Annotated in this window: 16 protein-coding genes; 11 read left to right on the plus strand and 5 right to left on the minus strand. The window is 58.2% G+C overall.

Annotated elements, in window-relative coordinates:
- The first annotated feature begins 118 nt into the window (after positions 1-118).
- Complete coding sequence (locus tag AC07XF_RS09260) at positions 119-577, plus strand: REP-associated tyrosine transposase (RefSeq protein WP_495026252.1); 459 nt, start codon at positions 119-121, stop codon at positions 575-577.
- A 110-nt stretch (positions 578-687) separates the two neighbouring features.
- Here AC07XF_RS09260 and AC07XF_RS09265 read toward each other — a convergent pair whose 3' ends face one another.
- A complete protein-coding gene (locus AC07XF_RS09265; RefSeq protein ID WP_007991783.1) occupies positions 688-1,296 on the minus strand; it encodes a TetR/AcrR family transcriptional regulator in 609 nt (202 codons plus the stop codon).
- Positions 1,297-1,430: 134 nt separating this feature from the next.
- Here AC07XF_RS09265 and AC07XF_RS09270 point away from each other — a divergent pair, with 134 nt between their 5' ends.
- Positions 1,431-2,345 carry a DUF808 domain-containing protein gene (locus AC07XF_RS09270; RefSeq protein WP_495026253.1) on the plus strand — a complete coding sequence of 305 codons (915 nt, stop codon included), beginning with the start codon at positions 1,431-1,433 and terminating at the stop codon, positions 2,343-2,345.
- A gap of 125 nt (positions 2,346-2,470) precedes the next feature.
- Here AC07XF_RS09270 and AC07XF_RS09275 read toward each other — a convergent pair whose 3' ends face one another.
- On the minus strand, positions 2,471-3,259 hold the full coding sequence (locus tag AC07XF_RS09275; RefSeq protein ID WP_495026254.1) for an MlaA family lipoprotein: 789 nt from the start codon (positions 3,257-3,259) through the stop codon (positions 2,471-2,473).
- The gene (locus AC07XF_RS09280; protein ID WP_495026255.1) at positions 3,252-4,550 is read right to left on the minus strand and encodes a serine/threonine protein kinase; all 1,299 of its coding nucleotides are present in this window, start codon (positions 4,548-4,550) and stop codon (positions 3,252-3,254) included. Before AC07XF_RS09280 ends, AC07XF_RS09275 begins: the two co-directional genes overlap by 8 nt.
- Positions 4,551-4,775: 225 nt before the next feature.
- On the opposite strand from AC07XF_RS09280, the gene AC07XF_RS09285 reads away from it, so the two are divergent.
- Positions 4,776-5,144 carry a hypothetical protein gene (locus tag AC07XF_RS09285; protein ID WP_489318904.1) on the plus strand — a complete coding sequence of 123 codons (369 nt, stop codon included), beginning with the start codon at positions 4,776-4,778 and terminating at the stop codon, positions 5,142-5,144.
- 123 nt (positions 5,145-5,267) lie between these two features.
- Here the strand turns inward: AC07XF_RS09285 and AC07XF_RS09290 are convergent, their stop codons facing one another.
- Entirely contained in the window at positions 5,268-6,863 is a 1,596-nt protein-coding gene (locus AC07XF_RS09290; RefSeq protein WP_495026256.1) for a glycoside hydrolase family 17 protein, read from the minus strand.
- 288 nt (positions 6,864-7,151) lie between these two features.
- Between AC07XF_RS09290 and AC07XF_RS09295 the strand changes: the two genes are divergently transcribed.
- The 3 genes from AC07XF_RS09295 (at position 7,152) to AC07XF_RS09305 (ending at position 10,210) form a co-directional block, all read left to right on the plus strand.
- The gene (locus tag AC07XF_RS09295; RefSeq protein WP_033052380.1) at positions 7,152-8,003 is read left to right on the plus strand and encodes a glycine betaine ABC transporter substrate-binding protein; all 852 of its coding nucleotides are present in this window, start codon (positions 7,152-7,154) and stop codon (positions 8,001-8,003) included.
- A 240-nt stretch (positions 8,004-8,243) separates the two neighbouring features.
- On the plus strand, positions 8,244-8,555 hold the full coding sequence (locus tag AC07XF_RS09300; RefSeq protein WP_008020577.1) for a DUF485 domain-containing protein: 312 nt from the start codon (positions 8,244-8,246) through the stop codon (positions 8,553-8,555).
- Positions 8,552-10,210 (plus strand): cation acetate symporter, encoded by a 1,659-nt coding sequence (locus AC07XF_RS09305; RefSeq protein WP_495026257.1) that lies wholly within the window; start codon positions 8,552-8,554, stop codon positions 10,208-10,210. Before AC07XF_RS09300 ends, AC07XF_RS09305 begins: the two co-directional genes overlap by 4 nt.
- A gap of 303 nt (positions 10,211-10,513) precedes the next feature.
- Here the strand turns inward: AC07XF_RS09305 and gltA are convergent, their stop codons facing one another.
- Positions 10,514-11,803, minus strand: coding sequence for a citrate synthase (gene gltA / locus AC07XF_RS09310; RefSeq protein WP_007977501.1), 1,290 nt, complete (start codon positions 11,801-11,803; stop codon positions 10,514-10,516).
- A gap of 363 nt (positions 11,804-12,166) precedes the next feature.
- On the opposite strand from gltA, the gene sdhC reads away from it, so the two are divergent.
- The 5 genes from sdhC to AC07XF_RS09335 all read left to right on the plus strand — a co-directional run bounded on the left by sdhC (position 12,167) and on the right by AC07XF_RS09335 (position 18,488).
- Positions 12,167-12,541, plus strand: a complete 375-nt coding sequence (sdhC, locus tag AC07XF_RS09315) for a succinate dehydrogenase, cytochrome b556 subunit (RefSeq protein ID WP_033052382.1) — start codon at positions 12,167-12,169, stop codon at positions 12,539-12,541.
- Entirely contained in the window at positions 12,535-12,903 is a 369-nt protein-coding gene (gene sdhD / locus AC07XF_RS09320) for a succinate dehydrogenase, hydrophobic membrane anchor protein (RefSeq protein ID WP_007977503.1), read from the plus strand. Before sdhC ends, sdhD begins: the two co-directional genes overlap by 7 nt.
- Positions 12,904-12,906: 3 nt before the next feature.
- On the plus strand, positions 12,907-14,679 hold the full coding sequence (sdhA, locus tag AC07XF_RS09325; RefSeq protein ID WP_495026258.1) for a succinate dehydrogenase flavoprotein subunit: 1,773 nt from the start codon (positions 12,907-12,909) through the stop codon (positions 14,677-14,679).
- Between the two features lie 11 nt (positions 14,680-14,690).
- Positions 14,691-15,395 carry a succinate dehydrogenase iron-sulfur subunit gene (locus tag AC07XF_RS09330; protein WP_003223007.1) on the plus strand — a complete coding sequence of 235 codons (705 nt, stop codon included), beginning with the start codon at positions 14,691-14,693 and terminating at the stop codon, positions 15,393-15,395.
- Between the two features lie 261 nt (positions 15,396-15,656).
- Positions 15,657-18,488, plus strand: coding sequence for a 2-oxoglutarate dehydrogenase E1 component (locus AC07XF_RS09335; protein ID WP_495026259.1), 2,832 nt, complete (start codon positions 15,657-15,659; stop codon positions 18,486-18,488).
- Positions 18,489-18,494: the final 6 nt, after the last annotated feature.

An 18,494-nucleotide genomic window follows, 5' to 3' on the forward strand; every position in this document is an offset into this window, starting at 1 on the left:
GGAGCGGGCTTGCTCGCGAAGGCAATCTCCCAGACACATCCAGCTAAAAGTCTGTCCCGCCATTCTGTCTTCGCTGATCTAGCCTTTTCTGGAGTTCATCCATTAGAGGGGCAAAGGAATGCCTGAGCTGTCAGCTTCACACCGCCTGTGCATCGGCCGCTACGCCGAGCAAAATCGTATCTATCTACTGACTGCCAACACACTAAAGCGAGAGCCCGTTTTCAGGGATTACCCCTTGGGCAGGATGGTGGTGCATCAGTTCAGGCAAGCGCAGAGTGAGGGATTTGCCGAGTCGTTGGCCTGGGTGGTCATGCCGGATCATTTTCATTGGTTGATTCAGTTGAACAAAGGATCGCTCAGCCAACTGATGTGCCAGACGAAGTCATTGAGTACTCGTGCTATCAACAGTGCAACTGGCAGAACGGGGAGTCTCTGGCAGCAGAGTTTTCATGACCATGCGCTGAGAAAAGAAGAAGATCTGGTGAAGCTGGCTCGATATGTTGTGGCTAACCCATTGCGGGCCGGGTTGGTTCAGAAGCTGGGCGATTATCCGTTGTGGGATGCGATCTGGGTTTGATCTACAACCGGGTTGCCGCCATTCGCGAGCAAGCCCGCTCCCACAGGGAATTTGCAACACCATAGATCCAATGTGGGAGCGGGCTTGCTCGCGAATAGCCTTGATGCGATCTACCGCTCCGGCTCACACCCCTTGAGCACCAACCGGATAATCGTCTGCGCAGCCGCTTCGTAATCTTCTTCATCCAGCCTGGCCTTGCCGGTGATGGCGGTGATTTGCCAGTCAAAGTCGGCATAGGTCTGGGTCGCGGCCCAGATGCTGAACATCAGGTGATTGGGGTCGATGGGGGCGATTTGCCCGCGGTCGATCCAGGTCTGGATGCACTCGATGTTGTGCTTGGCCTGGCCATTGAGCTGATCGACCAGGTCGGCGCTCAGGTGCGGGGCGCCGTGCATGATTTCGCTGGCGAACACCTTGGAGGCGAAAGGCAGGTCGCGGGAGATGCGGATTTTCGAGCGAATGTAGCCGCTGAGCACTTCACCGGGTTCGCCGTCCGGATTGAACGGTGTCGAAGCCTGCAGGATGGGCTCGATGATGCTTTCCAGAACCTCGCGGTAGAGGTTTTCCTTGGATTTGAAGTAATAGTAGACGTTGGGCTTGGGCAATCCCGCCTTGGCTGCGATGTCGCTGGTTTTGGTCGCAGCGAAGCCTTTGTCGGCGAATTCCTCACTGGCGGCACGCAGGATCAGTTGTTTGTTGCGCTCGCGGATAGTGCTCATAAACCGGGTGATTCCTTGCCTGTTCTGGCGGTTGCGCATGGTATCACCGGCCTCGCGCGGCGCTCAAGAATGCACCGCAGCCCGTGATGCCACGCTATGCTGCTGCGCATTCATTGCAGAAGGAAACCCGATTCATGGCAGGAAGCAGTTTGCTGGTACTGATCGACGACATCGCAGCCGTGCTGGATGACGTCTCATTGATGACCCAAATGGCCGCCAAGAAAACGGCCGGTGTACTCGGTGACGACCTGGCACTCAATGCCCAGCAAGTCAGTGGCGTGCGTGCCGAGCGGGAAATCCCGGTGGTTTGGGCGGTCGCCAAGGGTTCGTTCATCAATAAATTGATCCTGGTGCCGTCGGCGCTGGCCATCAGTGCATTCATTCCGTGGCTGGTCACACCGTTGTTGATGGTCGGCGGTGCCTATCTGTGCTTCGAAGGCTTTGAAAAACTCGCCCACAAGTTCCTGCACAGCGAGGCTGAAGACGTCGCCGACCATGCGCAGTTGGTCGAGGCGGTGTCCGATCCTGCCACCGACCTGGTGGCGTTCGAGAAAGACAAGATCAAAGGAGCGATCCGCACTGACTTCATTCTTTCGGCAGAAATCATTGCCATCACCCTCGGCACTGTGGCCGGTGCGCCGTTGAGCCAGCAAATCATCGTGTTGTCGGGGATCGCTATCGTCATGACCATCGGCGTCTATGGCCTGGTGGCGGGTATCGTCAAGCTCGACGACCTTGGCCTGTGGTTGACGCAGAAACCCGGGCAGATGGCGAAAAGCATCGGTGGCGCCATTCTGCGCGCTGCGCCGTACATGATGAAAAGCCTGTCAGTGATCGGCACGGCGGCGATGTTTCTGGTGGGCGGCGGGATCCTCACTCACGGCGTGCCGGTGGTGCATCACTGGATCGAAAATGTCAGCGTCGGGGCAGGCAGTGGCGGGTTTGTCGTGTCGATGCTGCTCAATGCCGCAGCGGGGATTGTGGCAGGTGCGGTGGTGTTGGTTGGAGTCATGGCCGTCAGCAAAATCTGGAAAGCGCTGAAAGGCTGAAACCAACACATAACAAATGTGGGAGCGGGCTTGCTCGCGAAGGGGGCGTGCCAGTCACCAAAAAGGTTTCTGATACACCGCTTTCGCGAGCAAGCCCGCTCCCACATTGTTTTTCGCTGCCTTACTTACTCGGCAATTTGCAACTTGCGCGCTTCGGTGTAGACGTAACGCACTTTCTCGTACTCGAACGGCGAGTTCGTCTGACCATAGCGGAAGGTGGTCTGGTGGCGCTTGTCGATGCTGCGCAGGATCCAGACTTCCGGATGGTTGGAGCTGACTTCGGCCACGTTGAGGAAGTTGATCGCATTCTCGGCCGTGAAATCCACCGCCAGGCCGCCGGTGTCACGCAGGTTGGACGGACCGAGGATCGGCAGGACGAAGTAAGCACCGCCCGGAACGCCGTAGAAGCCTAAGGTCTGGCCGAAGTCTTCGCTCTGGCGCGGCAGGCCCATGGCAGTCGCCGGGTCCCACAGGCCGGCGATGCCGATGGTGGTGTTGAGCAGCAGGCGTCCGGTGGTTTCCAGCGAACGCTGGCCCTTGAGCTGCAGCAAACTGTTCAACAGGTTCGGCACGTCGCCCAGGTTGTTGAAGAAATTGCTGACACCGGTGCGCAGGAAGCTCGGGGTGACGTAGCGGTAACCATTGACCACCGGCATGAACACCCATTGGTCGAAGCGGTAGTTGAAGTGATAGACGCGCCGGTTCCACTCTTCCAGCGGATCGTAGACGGCCAGCGCGCTGAGCGTCGAACGTTCGAACTCGCGCTGGTCCAGGCCCGGGTTGAATTTGAGTTTGCTCAGCGGTTCCTTGAAACCGTCACTGTCCACGACCACAGGAGCATTGGCTTTGCTGTTGTCGGCATTGGCGACGCCTGCACAGAGTAACGCTGCGAAAAGCAGGAGGTATTTAGCCACGGAAGAACTCCAGCATGGCGTCGCTGTTGACGCGGTAATTAAGGTTGCCGCAATGGCCGCCGTACGGGTAAACGGTCAGGCGATCACCAAAGGTTCTGCGCAGGAAACCCAGGTCGCCCGGGCCGAGGATCACGTCGTCGGCGTTGTGCATGACGGCAATTTTCGGGCTGTCGTGCAGATAGTCCTTCAGTGCATACAGGCTTACCTGGTCAATCAGTTGCAGCAGGCTGCCGCCGTCGGTTCGGGCGCGCCACATCGGGATGACTTGTTCGGTGATGTAGCAGTCGAAGTCGCATTGCAGTGCACGCTTGAGGAATGGCGTGAGGCTGGTGCCCTCGGTGATCGGGAATTTGGGTGGGGTGATCAGGCCGCGACGGTTGATCAGGTCCGAGGTGAAGGCAATGTCGGCCGCCGAAAAGCGGAACGACGTGCCAATCAGCATGGCCATCTGTTCGTTGGTCAGGTGCTGCTTGGACTGCTGGAAGTCGTAGAGCAGGGCGTCGTTGAGGTCGATGTAGCCCTTCTGCTGGAAGTAGCGGGTCAGTTTGTTCAGTACCAGTTCATAGAACGTGGTGCTGTTGTTGATGCCCTTGACCTCGGTCTGTACCAGCTTGTCGAGGTTGGTGATCGAGGTGTAGAGGTTGACCGGCGGGTTGAGCAGCAGGACTTTCTTGAAGTTGAAGCTGCGGCGGGTTTCATCCAGGTGCGCGACGAAGGCGGCATCCAGTGCACCGAGGCTGTACCCGGTCAGGTAGTAATCGGTGACTGGCACTTTCGGGTTCTGTGCCCGCACGGCCTGCATCACCCGGTACATGTCTTCGGCGTCTTCCTTGGAAACGCCCGGCGTGGCGAAGCGTGATGCGGCACTCATGAAATCATAGCTGGTGGGTGATGACAGCTGCACCACGTGGTAACCGGCCTTGTAGTAGAGCTTCTTCAGGTATTCGTTCAGGCTGCTGTCATAACGTGCACCGGTGCCGGCGATCAGGAAAATCAGCGGCGCGGCGTGATCCTGCGTGGCAATGCGGTAGTCGAGCTTCTTGACCGCCCAGAAATTGTCCGGCAATTCGAACGCCCGTTCCGGACGCAAGGTGACGCTGCGCACCGTCTGATCAATGTCATCGTCCAGCGGTAGCTCCGGACGCAAGTCCGGCGGCGTGGTCGCGATGGTCGCCTCGAACGGATTAGTCAGGGGGTAGCCATAACTGGCGGCATCAATATCGACTGCCAGTGCGGACGCACTCAATATAAGGCCGCCAAACAGGGCGGCGAAGCGCAAGGAACGGAGCATGACTAAATCCCTTAGAAGAAGGTGCCGAATGAGTTTCGCAGGCTATGACCACCGGATCTGCGCCAAAGTGCCAACCTTAGGCACCAAACTGGCCTAATTTCGAAGTAATAGTAGCCGGACGATACACTTTGCAGCGATTGAATGACCAGTTAACAGTTGTTAGCGCTTGCGAAACGCTTTCGGGCGATTAAGCTGGCCGCCGTTTTTCGCCATTTGGAGTGCTTCATGTCCCGCCGTCTGCCCGTGATTCTGCTGCTTGTTTTGCTGCCTGTCTGGCTGGCCGCCAGTTATGGCGCGCGTTATGGCTTCATGGAGGATGCACAGTGGGTCGGCATTTGCGTGGATGAGGCGAGCCGCTGGGAATGTCAGGTGCGTTCGAACCTGGGCTTGATGATTCACTTCGCGGTTCTGGGTTGGGCTGCGCTGGCCGCAGCGATCATCGGCTTTGTCGTGCCGGGGCGGGCAGGCTGGTGGCTGGCGGTGCTGGCGCTGGTGTTCGGGTTTCCGGCGCTGGCGTTGTACAACACCACGCTGGCGGTGTTTGCGGTGGTGATTGCCGGGTTGCGGTTGGTCAGGGCTTCCCGTAGCGCCTGATAGTCAGCCTTCGCGAGCAAGCCCGCTCCCACATTGATCCTTGTCGTACACAAAATTTATGTTCGCTGAGAACCACTGTAGGAGCGGGCTTGCCCGCGAAGAGGCCAGCAAGGTTGATGAAAATTAAACCTTGCGAACCCGCAGGCAACGCCACAACGCCGCCACCATCAACACACTCACCAGCGCCCAACCCCAGGCCTGCTGATTCTGCAAGCCTTCGCGATACAGCTGCGGCGCAATGCCGGCACCGATGATGAAGGTCAGCAGGGCAAGCTCCCGACGCGACGCGCTCACCGGACGGCACAGATACACCAGCGCCGGCACAATGAACGCGACACTCGGGAAGCTGCGATAACGCGGATCGAACACCAGCTCCAGCATCATCACGGCGGCCGCGAAACCTGCCGTTGCAACCAACCAGCCAGCACGGCGTTCCAACAAATTGAAAGCCCGTCCGCGCCAACCGGTGCGAGGGCTCAAAGCCAGCGCAGCGTGGGCCAGCACCAGCAGATTCAGAGCGGTCAGCAATCCGACCCATAGCCATTCACTGGTAAAGCGCGTGGTCACCCGTGCCAGGTCACCCCAGGCACCGATCGAGCAGGCCGCCAATGCGCCGAGCAGGGGCAGCACCAGCGCCGAGCGCGTCGTACGAACCCGGCCACCGAGCAGCAACGTGCCGATGAAAATCAGCCCGCCTGCCGCCAGCCATTGCGACCAATACGGGACGTTTGTCACGGGCCCGGCCAGCACGCCCTTGTCCTGGCGATCGGCATCGAACAGCCCCCAGTAACCCCCGACCGCGCCTTCACTGGCGCGCTTCCACGGTTGGTCGAAGGCTTCGATCAGGTTGTAGTGCCAGCCCTGTTGCTCGGCCATGGCGACAAAACCACGAATGAACCGGGCTTCATTGACCCGGCTCGGCAGGGCCGTTTCGCGCTGGCGGCCTTCGCTGGGCCAGCCGGTTTCGCCGATCAGTACATCCTTGGGCGCGAATTTGTTGCCAAACACCTGGCGCACTTCGGCCACATGTTGCAGGGCGGCATCGATGTTCGACGGATCATCTTCCCAGTACGGCAGCAAGTGAATGGTCAGGAAGTCCACGGCGGGGGCGATTTCCGGATGCTTGAGCCAGAACTCCCAGACGTCGGCATAAGTGACAGGCTGCTTGACCTGGCTTTTGACCTTGTTGATCAGCCTGGCCAGTTGTGCGCCAGTGACTTCCTTGCGTAGAAGGGTTTCGTTGCCGACGATCACCGCGCTCACCACATCCGGGTTGGCGTTGGCCGAGGCAATCAGCAGGTCGACTTCTTTCTCGGTGTCCACCGGGTTGCTGTTGACCCAGGCGCCGATCATCAGCTTCAAGCCGTGCTTGCGCGCAAGGTCCGGCAGGGCTTCGAGGCCGGTCATGGAATAGGTGCGGATGCATTCGAAACGGGTCGCCAGCAGCGCGAGGTCAGCGTCCATGCGCTCGGGACGAAGGTTGAACGGCACATCGAACGGTGACTGGTCCTTGTCGAACGGCGTGTAGGACGCGCATTGCAGCTTGTGCGTTGCGCTGGCCACGTCCGGCAGAATCACCGGTTTGCCGAGGCCGTACCAGAAGCCGCCAAGGGCAAACAGCCCCAGCAGGCAAGCGAATAGATAAGCAGCAAAAGGGAAGCGGGATGTCGCGGACATGGTCAGGCCGTGTGGGAGCAAAGCGGCGCATGTTACCTGCATTTACCGCGAGCTTGGTGGCCTGCATGATTTTGACATGCAATGTTCGGGCGGATTGGCAGGGAGGGGGGATGCGGTGAGGATTAATGGCTTTCTGATGTCGTTTCTCGATGGATCGAGGTCGCTGGCAGAGCAGGTCGCGAAGAGCGTCAGGTTGATTATCGAAGGCGTCAGTACTCCGCTGATGTCGGGACGAGTTTGCTGTGAAGCGTGATGGGGGCGCTGTGCACCATAACAATACGTTTAAGCGACTCGGCATCCGTCGAGCGCAGCACTTTCGGGGAAGTAACGATGAAGATGCGACGACTCTTGGGCGCAGGTGCCGCTTTGGTGCTGGCGATCAGTTCTACCGTGGCCAGTGCCGCCAGCAAAGAAGTGACGATCGGTTATGTCGACGGTTGGTCGGACAGTGTTGCCACGACCAACGTGGCTGCCGAAGTGATCAGGCAGAAACTCGGTTATGACGTGAAGCTGCAAGCCGTTGCCACCGGGATCATGTGGCAGGGCGTGGCCACTGGCAAACTCGACGCCATGCTGTCGGCCTGGCTGCCGGTGACCCACGGCGAATACTGGACGAAGAACAAGGATCAGGTCGTCGATTACGGCCCGAACTTCAAGGACGCGAAAATCGGCCTGATCGTGCCAGAGTACGTTAAAGCCAAGACCATCGAGGACCTGAAAACCGACGACAGCTTCAAGAACCGTATCGTCGGCATCGACGCCGGTTCAGGCGTGATGCTCAAGACCGATCAGGCAATCAAGGACTACGACCTGACCGGTTATCAACTCAAGGCCAGTTCCGGTGCCGGCATGATTGCCGAGCTGACCCGTGCCGAGAAGAAAAACGAATCCATTGCTGTGACCGGTTGGGTGCCGCACTGGATGTTCGCCAAGTGGAAACTGCGTTTCCTCGAAGACTCGAAGGGCGTGTACGGCGCAGCTGAAACCGTGAACAGCATCGGTAGCAAAGAACTGGGAACCAAGGCGCCGGAAGTGGCCAAGTTCCTGAAGAACTTCCAGTGGGCCTCCAAAGACGAAATCGGTCAGGTCATGCTGGCGATCCAGGATGGTGCCAAGCCTGAAGCGGCCGCGAAGGATTGGATCGCCAAACACCCTGAGCGTGTTGCTGACTGGACTAAATAACAGTCGCCTCGCTTTAACTTGTGGGAGCGGGCTTGCTCGCGAAAGCGGTGTAACAGTCAACAATAATGTTGAATGTTATGGCCCCTTCGCGAGCAAGCCCGCTCCCACATTTATTTTGTACATGCTGGAAATTGGCGAAAATGTCATGTGGTTCTAAGACTAAGGTCGTCTGGAACCTGCCCCGCAGCCGCATAGAGTGGATACCGTTCCAACTAAATCTGTGCTGCGAGGATAAAAACAATGAACGACAGCATTTACCTCTCGATTCAAAACAGCCCGCGCTTCAAGGAGCTGGTTAGCAAGAGAGAACGATTCGCCTGGATTCTTTCGGCGATCATGCTTGGGCTCTACTCCGCATTCATCCTTTTGATTGCCTACGGGCCGCAAGTGCTGGGGACGAAAATCAGTCCCGAGTCTTCGATTACCTGGGGCATACCGATTGGCGTCGGGCTGATTGTTTCGGCCTTCGTCCTGACCGGTATCTACGTACGACGTGCCAATGGCGAGTTTGACGACCTGAACAATGCGATTCTCAAGGAGGCTCAGCAATGATCCGGCGTCTACTGGCTCTATTGAGCATCGCGGCTTTTGCACCGGTAGCCTGGGCGGCTGATGCCCTGACCGGTGAAGTGCACAAACAACCCCTCAACGTTGCCGCGATCCTGATGTTCGTTGTGTTCGTGGGGGCGACCCTGTGCATTACTTACTGGGCCTCCAAGCGTAACAAGTCCGCTGCGGACTACTATGCGGCAGGTGGCAAGATCACCGGATTCCAGAACGGCCTGGCGATTGCCGGCGACTACATGTCGGCCGCCTCGTTCCTGGGGATTTCCGCACTGGTGTTTGCTTCCGGCTATGACGGGCTGATCTATTCGATCGGCTTCCTGGTGGGTTGGCCGATCATTCTGTTCCTGATCGCCGAGCGCCTGCGTAACCTGGGCAAGTACACCTTTGCCGACGTGGCGTCCTACCGCCTCGGGCAAACCCAGATCCGCACGTTGTCCGCCTGTGGTTCGCTGGTGGTGGTGGCGTTCTACCTGATTGCGCAGATGGTGGGTGCCGGCAAGCTGATCCAGCTGCTGTTCGGCCTCGACTATCACGTCGCGGTGATTCTGGTGGGCGTGCTGATGTGCCTTTACGTGTTGTTCGGCGGCATGCTGGCGACCACCTGGGTGCAAATCATCAAGGCTGTCCTGCTGCTGTCCGGCGCCTCCTTCATGGCGCTGATGGTGATGAAACACGTCAACTTCGACTTCAACGTGCTGTTTTCCGAGGCCATCAAGGTTCACCCTAAAGGTGACGCGATCATGAGCCCGGGCGGCCTGGTGAAAGATCCGGTCTCGGCGTTTTCCCTCGGTCTGGCACTGATGTTCGGTACCGCTGGCCTGCCGCACATCCTGATGCGCTTCTTCACCGTGAGTGACGCAAAGGAAGCCCGCAAGAGCGTGCTGTACGCAACCGGCTTCATTGGCTACTTCTACATCCTGACCTTCATCATCGGTTTCGGCGCGATCCTGCTGGTCAGCACCAACCCGGCCTTCAAAGACGCAGCCGGCGCGTTGCTCGGTGGTAACAACATGGCGGCGGTACACCTGGCCAACGCGGTCGGTGGCAGCATTTTCCTGGGCTTCATCTCGGCCGTGGCGTTCGCGACCATTCTGGCGGTAGTTGCCGGTCTGACCCTGGCTGGTGCCTCGGCGGTGTCCCACGACCTGTATGCCAGCGTGATCAAGAAGGGCAAGGCCAACGAGAAGGATGAGATCCGCATTTCGAAGATCACCACCGTTGCTCTGGGTGTGTTGGCCATCGTTCTGGGCATTCTGTTCGAAAGCCAGAACATCGCGTTCATGGTGGGTCTGGCGTTCTCCATCGCGGCGAGCTGCAACTTCCCGGTACTGCTGCTTTCCATGTACTGGAAAAAGCTGACTACTCGCGGTGCGATGATCGGCGGCTGGATGGGCCTGATCAGTGCTGTAGGCCTGATGGTCCTTGGCCCGACCATTTGGGTGCAGATCATGCATCACGAGAAAGCCATCTTCCCGTATGAGTACCCGGCGCTGTTCTCGATGATGATTGCCTTTGTCGGGATCTGGTTCTTCTCGGTTACCGACAAGTCTACTGCGGCTGACAATGAGCGTGCGCTGTTCTTCCCGCAGTTTGTTCGTTCACAGACGGGGCTTGGAGCGAGTGGGGCGGTATCGCACTAAGGCTTCAACGCTTTATATATAAGTTGCACTGACACCAATGCCCTGGTCGAGAGATCGGGGCATTTTTGTTTGGGGCTTGCTAGTTGTGTTGTCAGGGCTGGCGCCTTCGCGGGCAAGCCCGCTCCTACAGTGATTGTGGCTGCACCAGAGATTCTCTGTAGGAGCGAGCTTGCTCGCGAAAGCGCCAGATCGATCACTGCGATACTTGGAGCAGGGCGGGGTACTGAGGCCCAAACAAAAACGGCCTCTATTTAAATAGAGGCCGTTCCCGGTACAACTCAACTCGCTACAGCAAGACAGATCTTACTTGCGGTCTTCCAGCTTGGTGATGTCACGCGATTCGTAGCCGGTGTACAACTGGCGCGGACGGCCGATCTTGTACGGGCTGGAGAGCATTTCTTTCCAGTGGGAGATCCAGCCGACAGTCCGCGCCAGGGCGAAGATCACGGTGAACATGCTGGTTGGAATGCCGATCGCCTTGAGGATGATCCCCGAGTAGAAGTCGACGTTCGGGTACAGCGAGCGTTCGATGAAGTACGGGTCGGTCAGGGCGATCTCTTCCAGGCGCATGGCCAGTTCGAGTTGCGGATCGTTCTGGATGCCCAGTTCCTTCAACACTTCGTCGCAGGTCTGCTTCATTACTGTGGCGCGTGGGTCGCGGTTTTTGTAAACGCGGTGACCGAAGCCCATCAGTTTGAACGGATCGTTCTTGTCCTTGGCCTTGGCGATGAACTTGTCGATGTTCGAAACATCGCCGATTTCATCGAGCATGGTCAGTACGGCTTCGTTTGCACCGCCGTGGGCAGGGCCCCACAGTGCAGCGATGCCGGCGGCGATACAGGCAAACGGGTTGGCACCCGAAGAGCCCGCCAGGCGCACGGTGGACGTCGAGGCGTTCTGCTCGTGGTCGGCGTGGAGGATGAAGATCCGGTCCATGGCCTTGGCGAGTACCGGGCTGATCGGTTTGATCTCGCACGGGGTGTTGAACATCATGTGCAGGAAGTTTTCCGCGTACGACAGGTCGTTGCGCGGGTACATCATGGGTTGGCCCATGGAGTACTTGTAAACCATTGCGGCCAGGGTCGGCATCTTGGCAACCAGGCGGATCGCGGAAATTTCGCGATGCTGCGGGTTATTGATGTCCAGGGAGTCGTGGTAGAACGCCGAGAGGGCACCGACTACGCCGCACATGACGGCCATCGGGTGGGCGTCGCGACGGAAACCGTTGAAGAAGGTCTTCAGCTGCTCGTGAACCATGGTGTGGTTCTTCACGGTGCTGACGAACTGGGCCTTCTGTTCTGCGGTCGGCAGTTCGCCGTTGAGCAGCAGATAGCAGGTTTCCAGGTAGTCCGACTTTTCAGCCAGCTGTTCGATCGGGTAGCCGCGGTGCAGCAGAATGCCGTTGTCGCCGTCGATATAGGTGATCTTCGACTCGCACGAGGCGGTCGACATGAAGCCTGGGTCAAAGGTGAAACGGCCCGTGGCCGTCAAGCCCCGAACATCGATAACATCGGGACCAACGGTGCCGGTTAAAATGGGCAGCTCGACGGGGGCTGCGCCCTCGATGATCAACTGCGCTTTTTTGTCAGCCATGTGGCCTCCTATTTATGCTTGAAATCATCAGACAGACCCCCCACGCAGGGCCCGCACCACTATAGTGAGATAAATTCGAATGTCAATTTGCCTAAAGTCTTGCTCCAGAAGGCTTTAACCGGACTTTTTTCTCGAAATTGCCCGCCATTTACGCCTTTTATGTCAGTTGCGCAATCCGCTGTTTGGGTTAGGTCTTTGCGTTGTCATTAGTAGCCTAACTGTCTATACTCGGCCACCGACCGCCAAGGGCTTTTGGGCCTGCTTTATTGGGGGTCGCATCCCTGGGTGGTGGTTACCTGACCAGTGCACTCCCCAACAACTTTGCCCTGATTGTTAGGGGCTCTTCAGTGTGAAAAAAAAGCCGTGAAAAGCCAACGACCTGTAAACCTAGACCTAAGGACCATCAAACTCCCCATCACCGGCGTTACGTCGTTTCTTCACCGTGTTTCCGGCATCATCCTCTTCCTGGGCCTTGGCTTCATGCTTTATGCATTGGGCAAATCTCTGGGTTCCGAGGAAGGTTTTGCCGACGTGAAGGCAACCTTGACCAGTCCACTGGCCAAGTTCGTAGCATGGGGCCTCCTGTCCGCTCTTCTGTATCACCTGGTAGCCGGTGTGCGCCATCTGATCATGGATATGGGCATCGGTGAGACGCTGGAAGGCGGCCGCCTGGGCTCGAAAATTATCATCGCCGTTTCCGTGGTGTTGATCGTTCTGGCAGGAGTTTGGATATGGTAACCAGCGTTACGAACCTTTCGCGTTCCGGTCTTTATGACTGGATGGCGCAACGTGTGTCTGCGGTCGTTCTCGCGGCTTATTTCATCTTCCTGATCGGATACCTCGCAGCGAACCCGGGCATTGGCTACGACCAATGGCACGGCCTGTTCGCCCACAACGGGATGCGTATCTTCAGTCTGCTGGCCCTTGTGGCCCTGGGCGCTCACGCCTGGGTCGGCATGTGGACCATCGCGACCGACTACCTGACGCCGATGGCGCTGGGCAAGTCCGCGACTGCAGTACGTTTCCTTTTCCAGGCAGTATGCGGCGTTGCGATGTTCGCTTACTTCGTCTGGGGTGTGCAGATTCTCTGGGGTATCTGAGTCATGGCTAACATTCCAACGATTTCTTTCGACGCCATCATTATTGGTGGTGGCGGTGCCGGCATGCGCGCAGCGCTGCAACTGGCACAAGGCGGTCACAAGACTGCCGTGATCACCAAGGTTTTCCCGACCCGTTCGCACACTGTATCCGCTCAAGGCGGCATCACCTGCGCGATCGCGTCTGCTGACCCGAACGATGACTGGCGCTGGCACATGTACGATACCGTCAAGGGTTCCGACTACATCGGTGACCAGGACGCTATCGAATACATGTGTCAGGAAGGCCCGGCTGCCGTCTACGAGCTGGACCACATGGGTATGCCGTTCTCGCGTACCGAGCAAGGTCGTATCTACCAGCGTCCATTCGGCGGCCAGTCGAAGGATTACGGTAAAGGCGGCCAGGCTGCCCGTACTTGCGCTGCGTCCGACCGTACTGGTCACGCGCTGCTGCACACCCTTTATCAGGGCAACCTGAAAGCCGGTACCGTGTTCCTGAACGAGTACTACGCTGTCGATCTGGTGAAAAACGGCGAAGGCGAGTTCGTCGGCGTGATCGCCATCTGCATCGAAACCGGCGAAACCACCTACATCCGCGCGAAAGCCACCGTGCTGGCGACCGGCGGTGCAGGCCGTATCTACGCTTCGACCACCAACGCCCTGATCAACACCGGTGACGGCGTTGGTATGGCGCTGCGTGCCGGCGTACCGGTACAAGACATTGAAATGTGGCAGTTCCACCCGACCGGTATCGCCGGCGCTGGTGTACTGGTTACAGAAGGTTGCCGTGGTGAAGGTGGATACCTGATCAACAAGCACGGCGAGCGTTTCATGGAGCGTTATGCTCCGAACGCCAAAGACCTTGCCGGTCGTGACGTTGTTGCCCGTTCGATGGTTAAAGAAATCATCGCCGGTAACGGTTGCGGTCCGAATGGCGACCACGTAATGCTCAAGCTCGACCACCTGGGCGAGGAAGTGCTGCACAGCCGTCTGCCAGGCATCTGCGAACTGTCGAAGACTTTCGCGCACGTTGACCCGGTTGTTGCTCCGGTTCCGGTTGTTCCGACCTGCCACTACATGATGGGCGGCGTTGCCACCAACATCCATGGTCAGGCGATCACCCAGGACGCCGAAGGCGTGGATCAGATCATTCCTGGTCTGTTTGCCGTGGGCGAAGTGGCTTGCGTATCGGTTCACGGTGCCAACCGCCTGGGCGGCAACTCTCTGCTCGACCTGGTGGTATTCGGTCGCGCTGCCGGCCTGCACCTGGAAAAAGCACTGACCGACGGCATCGAATACGACGACGCCACCGACGCCGACATCAATGCGGCCCTGGCCCGTCTGTCCGCTCTGAACGAGCGTACCGAAGGTGAAGATGTGGCTACCCTGCGTCGCGAGCTGCAAAGCTGCATGCAGAACTACTTCGGTGTATTCCGTACCGGCGAATACATGCAGAAAGGTATCGCTCAGCTGGCTGAGCTGCGTACCCGCATTGCCAGCGTGAAGATCAACGATAAGTCGCAGGCGTTCAACACTGCCCGTATCGAAGCGCTGGAACTGCAAAACCTGCTGGAAGTGGCTGAAGCTACCGCCATTGCTGCCGAAGTGCGTAAAGAGTCCCGCGGTGCTCACGCCCGTGAAGACTTCGAAGATCGTGACGACGAAAACTGGCTGTGCCACACCCTGTACTTCCCGGGTGACAAGCGCGTCACCAAGCGTGCCGTGAACTTCTCGCCGAAGACTGTTCCGACTTTCGAACCTAAAGTCCGGACTTATTAAGGGTGACCGCCATGTTGCAAGTCAGTGTTTATCGTTACAACCCTGATCAGGACGCTGCGCCGTTCATGCAGGAATTCCAGGTCGATACCGGTGGTAAAGACCTGATGGTGCTGGATGTGCTGGCCTTGATCAAAGAGCAGGACGAGGGTTTCTCCTATCGTCGCTCTTGCCGTGAAGGTGTTTGCGGTTCCGACGGCATGAACATCAACGGCAAAAACGGCCTGGCGTGCATCACGCCGCTGTCTGCCGTCGTAAAAGGTAACAAGTTGATCGTTCGTCCTCTGCCAGGTTTGCCGGTTATCCGTGACCTGGTCGTCGATATGAGCATCTTCTACAAGCAATACGAGAAGGTTAAGCCATACCTGCAGAACGACACGCCGGCTCCGGCCATCGAGCGTCTGCAGTCCCCTGAAGAGCGTGAAAAGCTGGACGGTCTGTACGAGTGCATCCTGTGCGCTTGCTGCTCGACTTCCTGCCCGTCCTTCTGGTGGAACCCGGACAAGTTCCTGGGTCCAGCTGCTCTGCTGCAAGCGTACCGCTTCCTGGCAGACAGTCGTGACACCAAGACGTCCGAGCGTCTGGCTTCGCTGGATGACCCGTTCAGCGTATTCCGCTGCCGCGGGATCATGAACTGCGTCAACGTATGTCCGAAAGGCCTGAACCCGACTAAGGCCATCGGTCACATCCGTAACATGTTGCTCTCGAGCGGCGTGTGATTCAGCTGTTGTACCCGTAGGACCGCTGTACCCGTAGATGCTACGGCGCAGGCTTCAACCGGCGCCGTAGTTTTAACCTGAGCAGCAGCTTAAAAGGCTGCGGCTCTTATTTTGAAGAAATGAGACAAGCAGGGGCATCCGGGCTGGTACCCGGACTATCAGTGTGATCCTAGTGGCTTGTTTTGGTCGCTGCATTCGGACTTCTGCAAGTTTGCTCGGTGTCGACACCGATGGTGTTCCCCTAACCGAGGGTGACCAAGCATGCAAGAAAGCGTGATGCAGCGCATGTGGAACAGTGCCTACCTATCCGGTAGTAACGCTGCCTATGTGGAAGAGCTTTACGAGCTCTACCTGCACGACCCTAACGCTGTGCCAGAAGAGTGGCGCACCTACTTCCAGAAGTTGCCTGCTGACGGCAACTCTGCCACCGATGTTTCGCACTCCACAATTCGCGATCATTTCGTCTTGCTGGCAAAGAACCAGCGCCGCGCCCAACCGGTTTCCGCCGGCAGCGTGAGCAGTGAGCACGAGAAGAAGCAAGTTGAAGTGCTGCGATTGATCCAGGCCTACCGTATGCGTGGCCACCAGGCAGCCCAGCTTGACCCGCTGGGACTGTGGCAGCGTCCTGCACCTGCAGACCTGTCGATCAATCATTACGGCTTGACCAATGCCGATCTTGATACGACCTTCCGTGCCGGCGACCTGTTCATCGGCAAAGAGGAAGCGAGCCTACGCGAAATTCACGAAGCGTTGCAGCAGACATATTGCCGCACCATCGGCGCTGAATTCACGCATATCACCGATTCCGAGCAGCGCCAGTGGTTCCAGCAGCGTCTGGAAAGCGTGCGCGGTCGTCCGACGTACTCCGCCGACATCAAGAGCCACCTGCTCGAGCGCGTGACCGCCGGCGAAGGCCTGGAAAAATACCTGGGCACCAAATACCCGGGTACCAAGCGTTTCGGTCTGGAAGGCGGCGAAAGCCTGATTCCGATGCTCGACGAGCTGATCCAGCGTTCCGGTTCCTACGGCACCAAGGAAATCGTCATCGGCATGGCCCACCGTGGCCGTCTGAACGTGCTGGTCAACACCTTCGGCAAGAACCCGCGCGAGCTGTTCGACGAGTTCGAAGGCAAGAAGAAGGTCGAGCTGGGTTCCGGTGACGTCAAATACCATCAGGGCTTCTCGTCCAACGTGATGACCACTGGCGGTGAAGTTCACCTGGCCATGGCGTTCAACCCGTCCCACCTGGAAATCGTTTCCCCGGTTGTCGAAGGTTCGGTTCGCGCCCGTCAGGATCGTCGCAACGACCCGACCGGTGAGAAGGTTCTGCCGATCTCCATCCACGGTGATGCTGCATTCGCAGGTCAGGGCGTGGTCATGGAAACCTTCCAGATGTCGCAGACCCGCGGTTTCAAAACCGGCGGTACCGTGCACATCGTGATCAACAACCAGGTTGGTTTCACCATCAGCAACCCGCTGGACTCGCGCTCCACCGAGTACGCGACCGACGTTGCGAAAATGATCCAGGCACCGATCCTCCATGTGAATGGTGATGATCCGGAAGCTGTATTGTTCGTGACCCAGCTGGCCATCGACTACCGCATGCAGTTCAAGCGTGACGTGGTGATCGACCTGGTCTGCTACCGTCGTCGCGGCCACAACGAGGCCGACGAGCCAAGCGGTACCCAGCCTCTGATGTATCAGCAGATCACCAAACAGCGCACCACCCGTGAGCTGTATGCCGATCGTCTGACCCAGGGCGGTGTGCTGGACGCAGCGCGTGTTCAGGCGAAAGTCGACGAATACCGCAACGCGCTGGACAACGGTCTGCACGTAGTGAAAAGCCTGGTCAAAGAGCCGAACAAAGAGTTGTTCGTGGACTGGCGTCCGTATCTGGGCCACGCCTGGACCGCGCGTCACGACACTCGCTTCGATCTCAAGACCTTGCAGGAACTGTCCGCCAAGCTGCTGGAAATCCCGGAAGGCTTCGTGGTTCAGCGCCAGGTTGCCAAGATCTACGAAGACCGCCAGAAGATGCAAGCCGGCGGCCTGCCGATCAACTGGGGTTACGCTGAAACCATGGCGTACGCGACCCTGGCGTTCGAAGGTCACCCGATTCGCATGACTGGCCAGGACATCGGCCGCGGTACGTTCTCGCACCGCCATGCTGTCCTGCACAACCAGAAAGACGCGGGCACCTACATCCCGCTGCAGAACCTGTACGACGGTCAGCCGCGCTTCGACCTGTACGACTCGTTCCTGTCCGAAGAAGCGGTATTGGCGTTCGAGTACGGTTACTCGACCACCACGCCGAATGCCCTGGTTATCTGGGAAGCCCAGTTCGGCGACTTCGCCAACGGCGCCCAGGTAGTGATTGACCAGTTCATCACCAGTGGCGAGCACAAGTGGGGCCGTCTGTGCGGTCTGACGATGCTGCTGCCGCACGGTTATGAAGGTCAGGGTCCGGAGCACTCCTCGGCTCGTCTGGAGCGTTACCTGCAGCTGTGCGCCGAGCACAACATTCAGGTATGCATGCCGACGACGCCGGCTCAGATCTACCACTTGCTGCGCCGTCAGGTCATTCGCCCGCTGCGCAAACCACTGGTAGTCCTGACTCCGAAGTCGCTGCTGCGCCACAAGCTGGCCATCTCGACGCTGGAAGATCTGGCCGAAGGTTCGTTCCAGACCGTCATCCCGGAAATCGATGCCCAAGACCCGAAAAAGGTCGAGCGCGTTGTTCTGTGTAGCGGCAAGGTCTACTACGACCTGCTGGAAAAACGCCGTGCCGAAGGTCGTGACGACATCGCCATCGTGCGTATCGAGCAGCTGTACCCATTCCCTGAGGACGACCTGAAAGAAGTCCTGGCTCCGTACACCAACGTCAAGCATGCCGTCTGGTGTCAGGAAGAGCCGATGAACCAGGGTGCCTGGTACTGCAGCCAACACCACATGCGTCGCAGCATCAGCAACCTCAACAAGTCTCTCGTGCTCGAGTACGCGGGCCGTGAGGCTTCTGCTGCACCTGCATGCGGTTACGCATCGATGCACGCCGAACAGCAGGAACAACTGCTGCAAGACGCCTTTACTGTTTAACGCCTT

The organism is Pseudomonas sp. GW821-FHT01C01, assembly GCF_059422645.1.

Bases quoted from the DNA above. Each gene is read 5' to 3' on its own strand.
- AC07XF_RS09295 (WP_033052380.1), top strand. From the start codon at position 7,152: ATGAAGATGCGACGACTCTTGGGCGCAGGTGCCGCTTTGGTGCTGGCG.
- AC07XF_RS09330 (WP_003223007.1), top strand. From the start codon at position 14,691: ATGTTGCAAGTCAGTGTTTATCGTTACAACCCTGATCAGGACGCTGCG.
- AC07XF_RS09335 (WP_495026259.1), top strand. From the start codon at position 15,657: ATGCAAGAAAGCGTGATGCAGCGCATGTGGAACAGTGCCTACCTATCC.
- gltA (WP_007977501.1), bottom strand. From the start codon at position 11,803: ATGGCTGACAAAAAAGCGCAGTTGATCATCGAGGGCGCAGCCCCCGTC.
- sdhD (WP_007977503.1), top strand. From the start codon at position 12,535: ATGGTAACCAGCGTTACGAACCTTTCGCGTTCCGGTCTTTATGACTGG.
- AC07XF_RS09260 (WP_495026252.1), top strand. From the start codon at position 119: ATGCCTGAGCTGTCAGCTTCACACCGCCTGTGCATCGGCCGCTACGCC.
- AC07XF_RS09285 (WP_489318904.1), top strand. From the start codon at position 4,776: ATGTCCCGCCGTCTGCCCGTGATTCTGCTGCTTGTTTTGCTGCCTGTC.
- AC07XF_RS09270 (WP_495026253.1), top strand. From the start codon at position 1,431: ATGGCAGGAAGCAGTTTGCTGGTACTGATCGACGACATCGCAGCCGTG.
- AC07XF_RS09265 (WP_007991783.1), bottom strand. From the start codon at position 1,296: ATGAGCACTATCCGCGAGCGCAACAAACAACTGATCCTGCGTGCCGCC.
- AC07XF_RS09305 (WP_495026257.1), top strand. From the start codon at position 8,552: ATGATCCGGCGTCTACTGGCTCTATTGAGCATCGCGGCTTTTGCACCG.
- sdhA (WP_495026258.1), top strand. From the start codon at position 12,907: ATGGCTAACATTCCAACGATTTCTTTCGACGCCATCATTATTGGTGGT.
- AC07XF_RS09280 (WP_495026255.1), bottom strand. From the start codon at position 4,550: ATGCTCCGTTCCTTGCGCTTCGCCGCCCTGTTTGGCGGCCTTATATTG.
- AC07XF_RS09300 (WP_008020577.1), top strand. From the start codon at position 8,244: ATGAACGACAGCATTTACCTCTCGATTCAAAACAGCCCGCGCTTCAAG.
- AC07XF_RS09290 (WP_495026256.1), bottom strand. From the start codon at position 6,863: ATGCAGGTAACATGCGCCGCTTTGCTCCCACACGGCCTGACCATGTCC.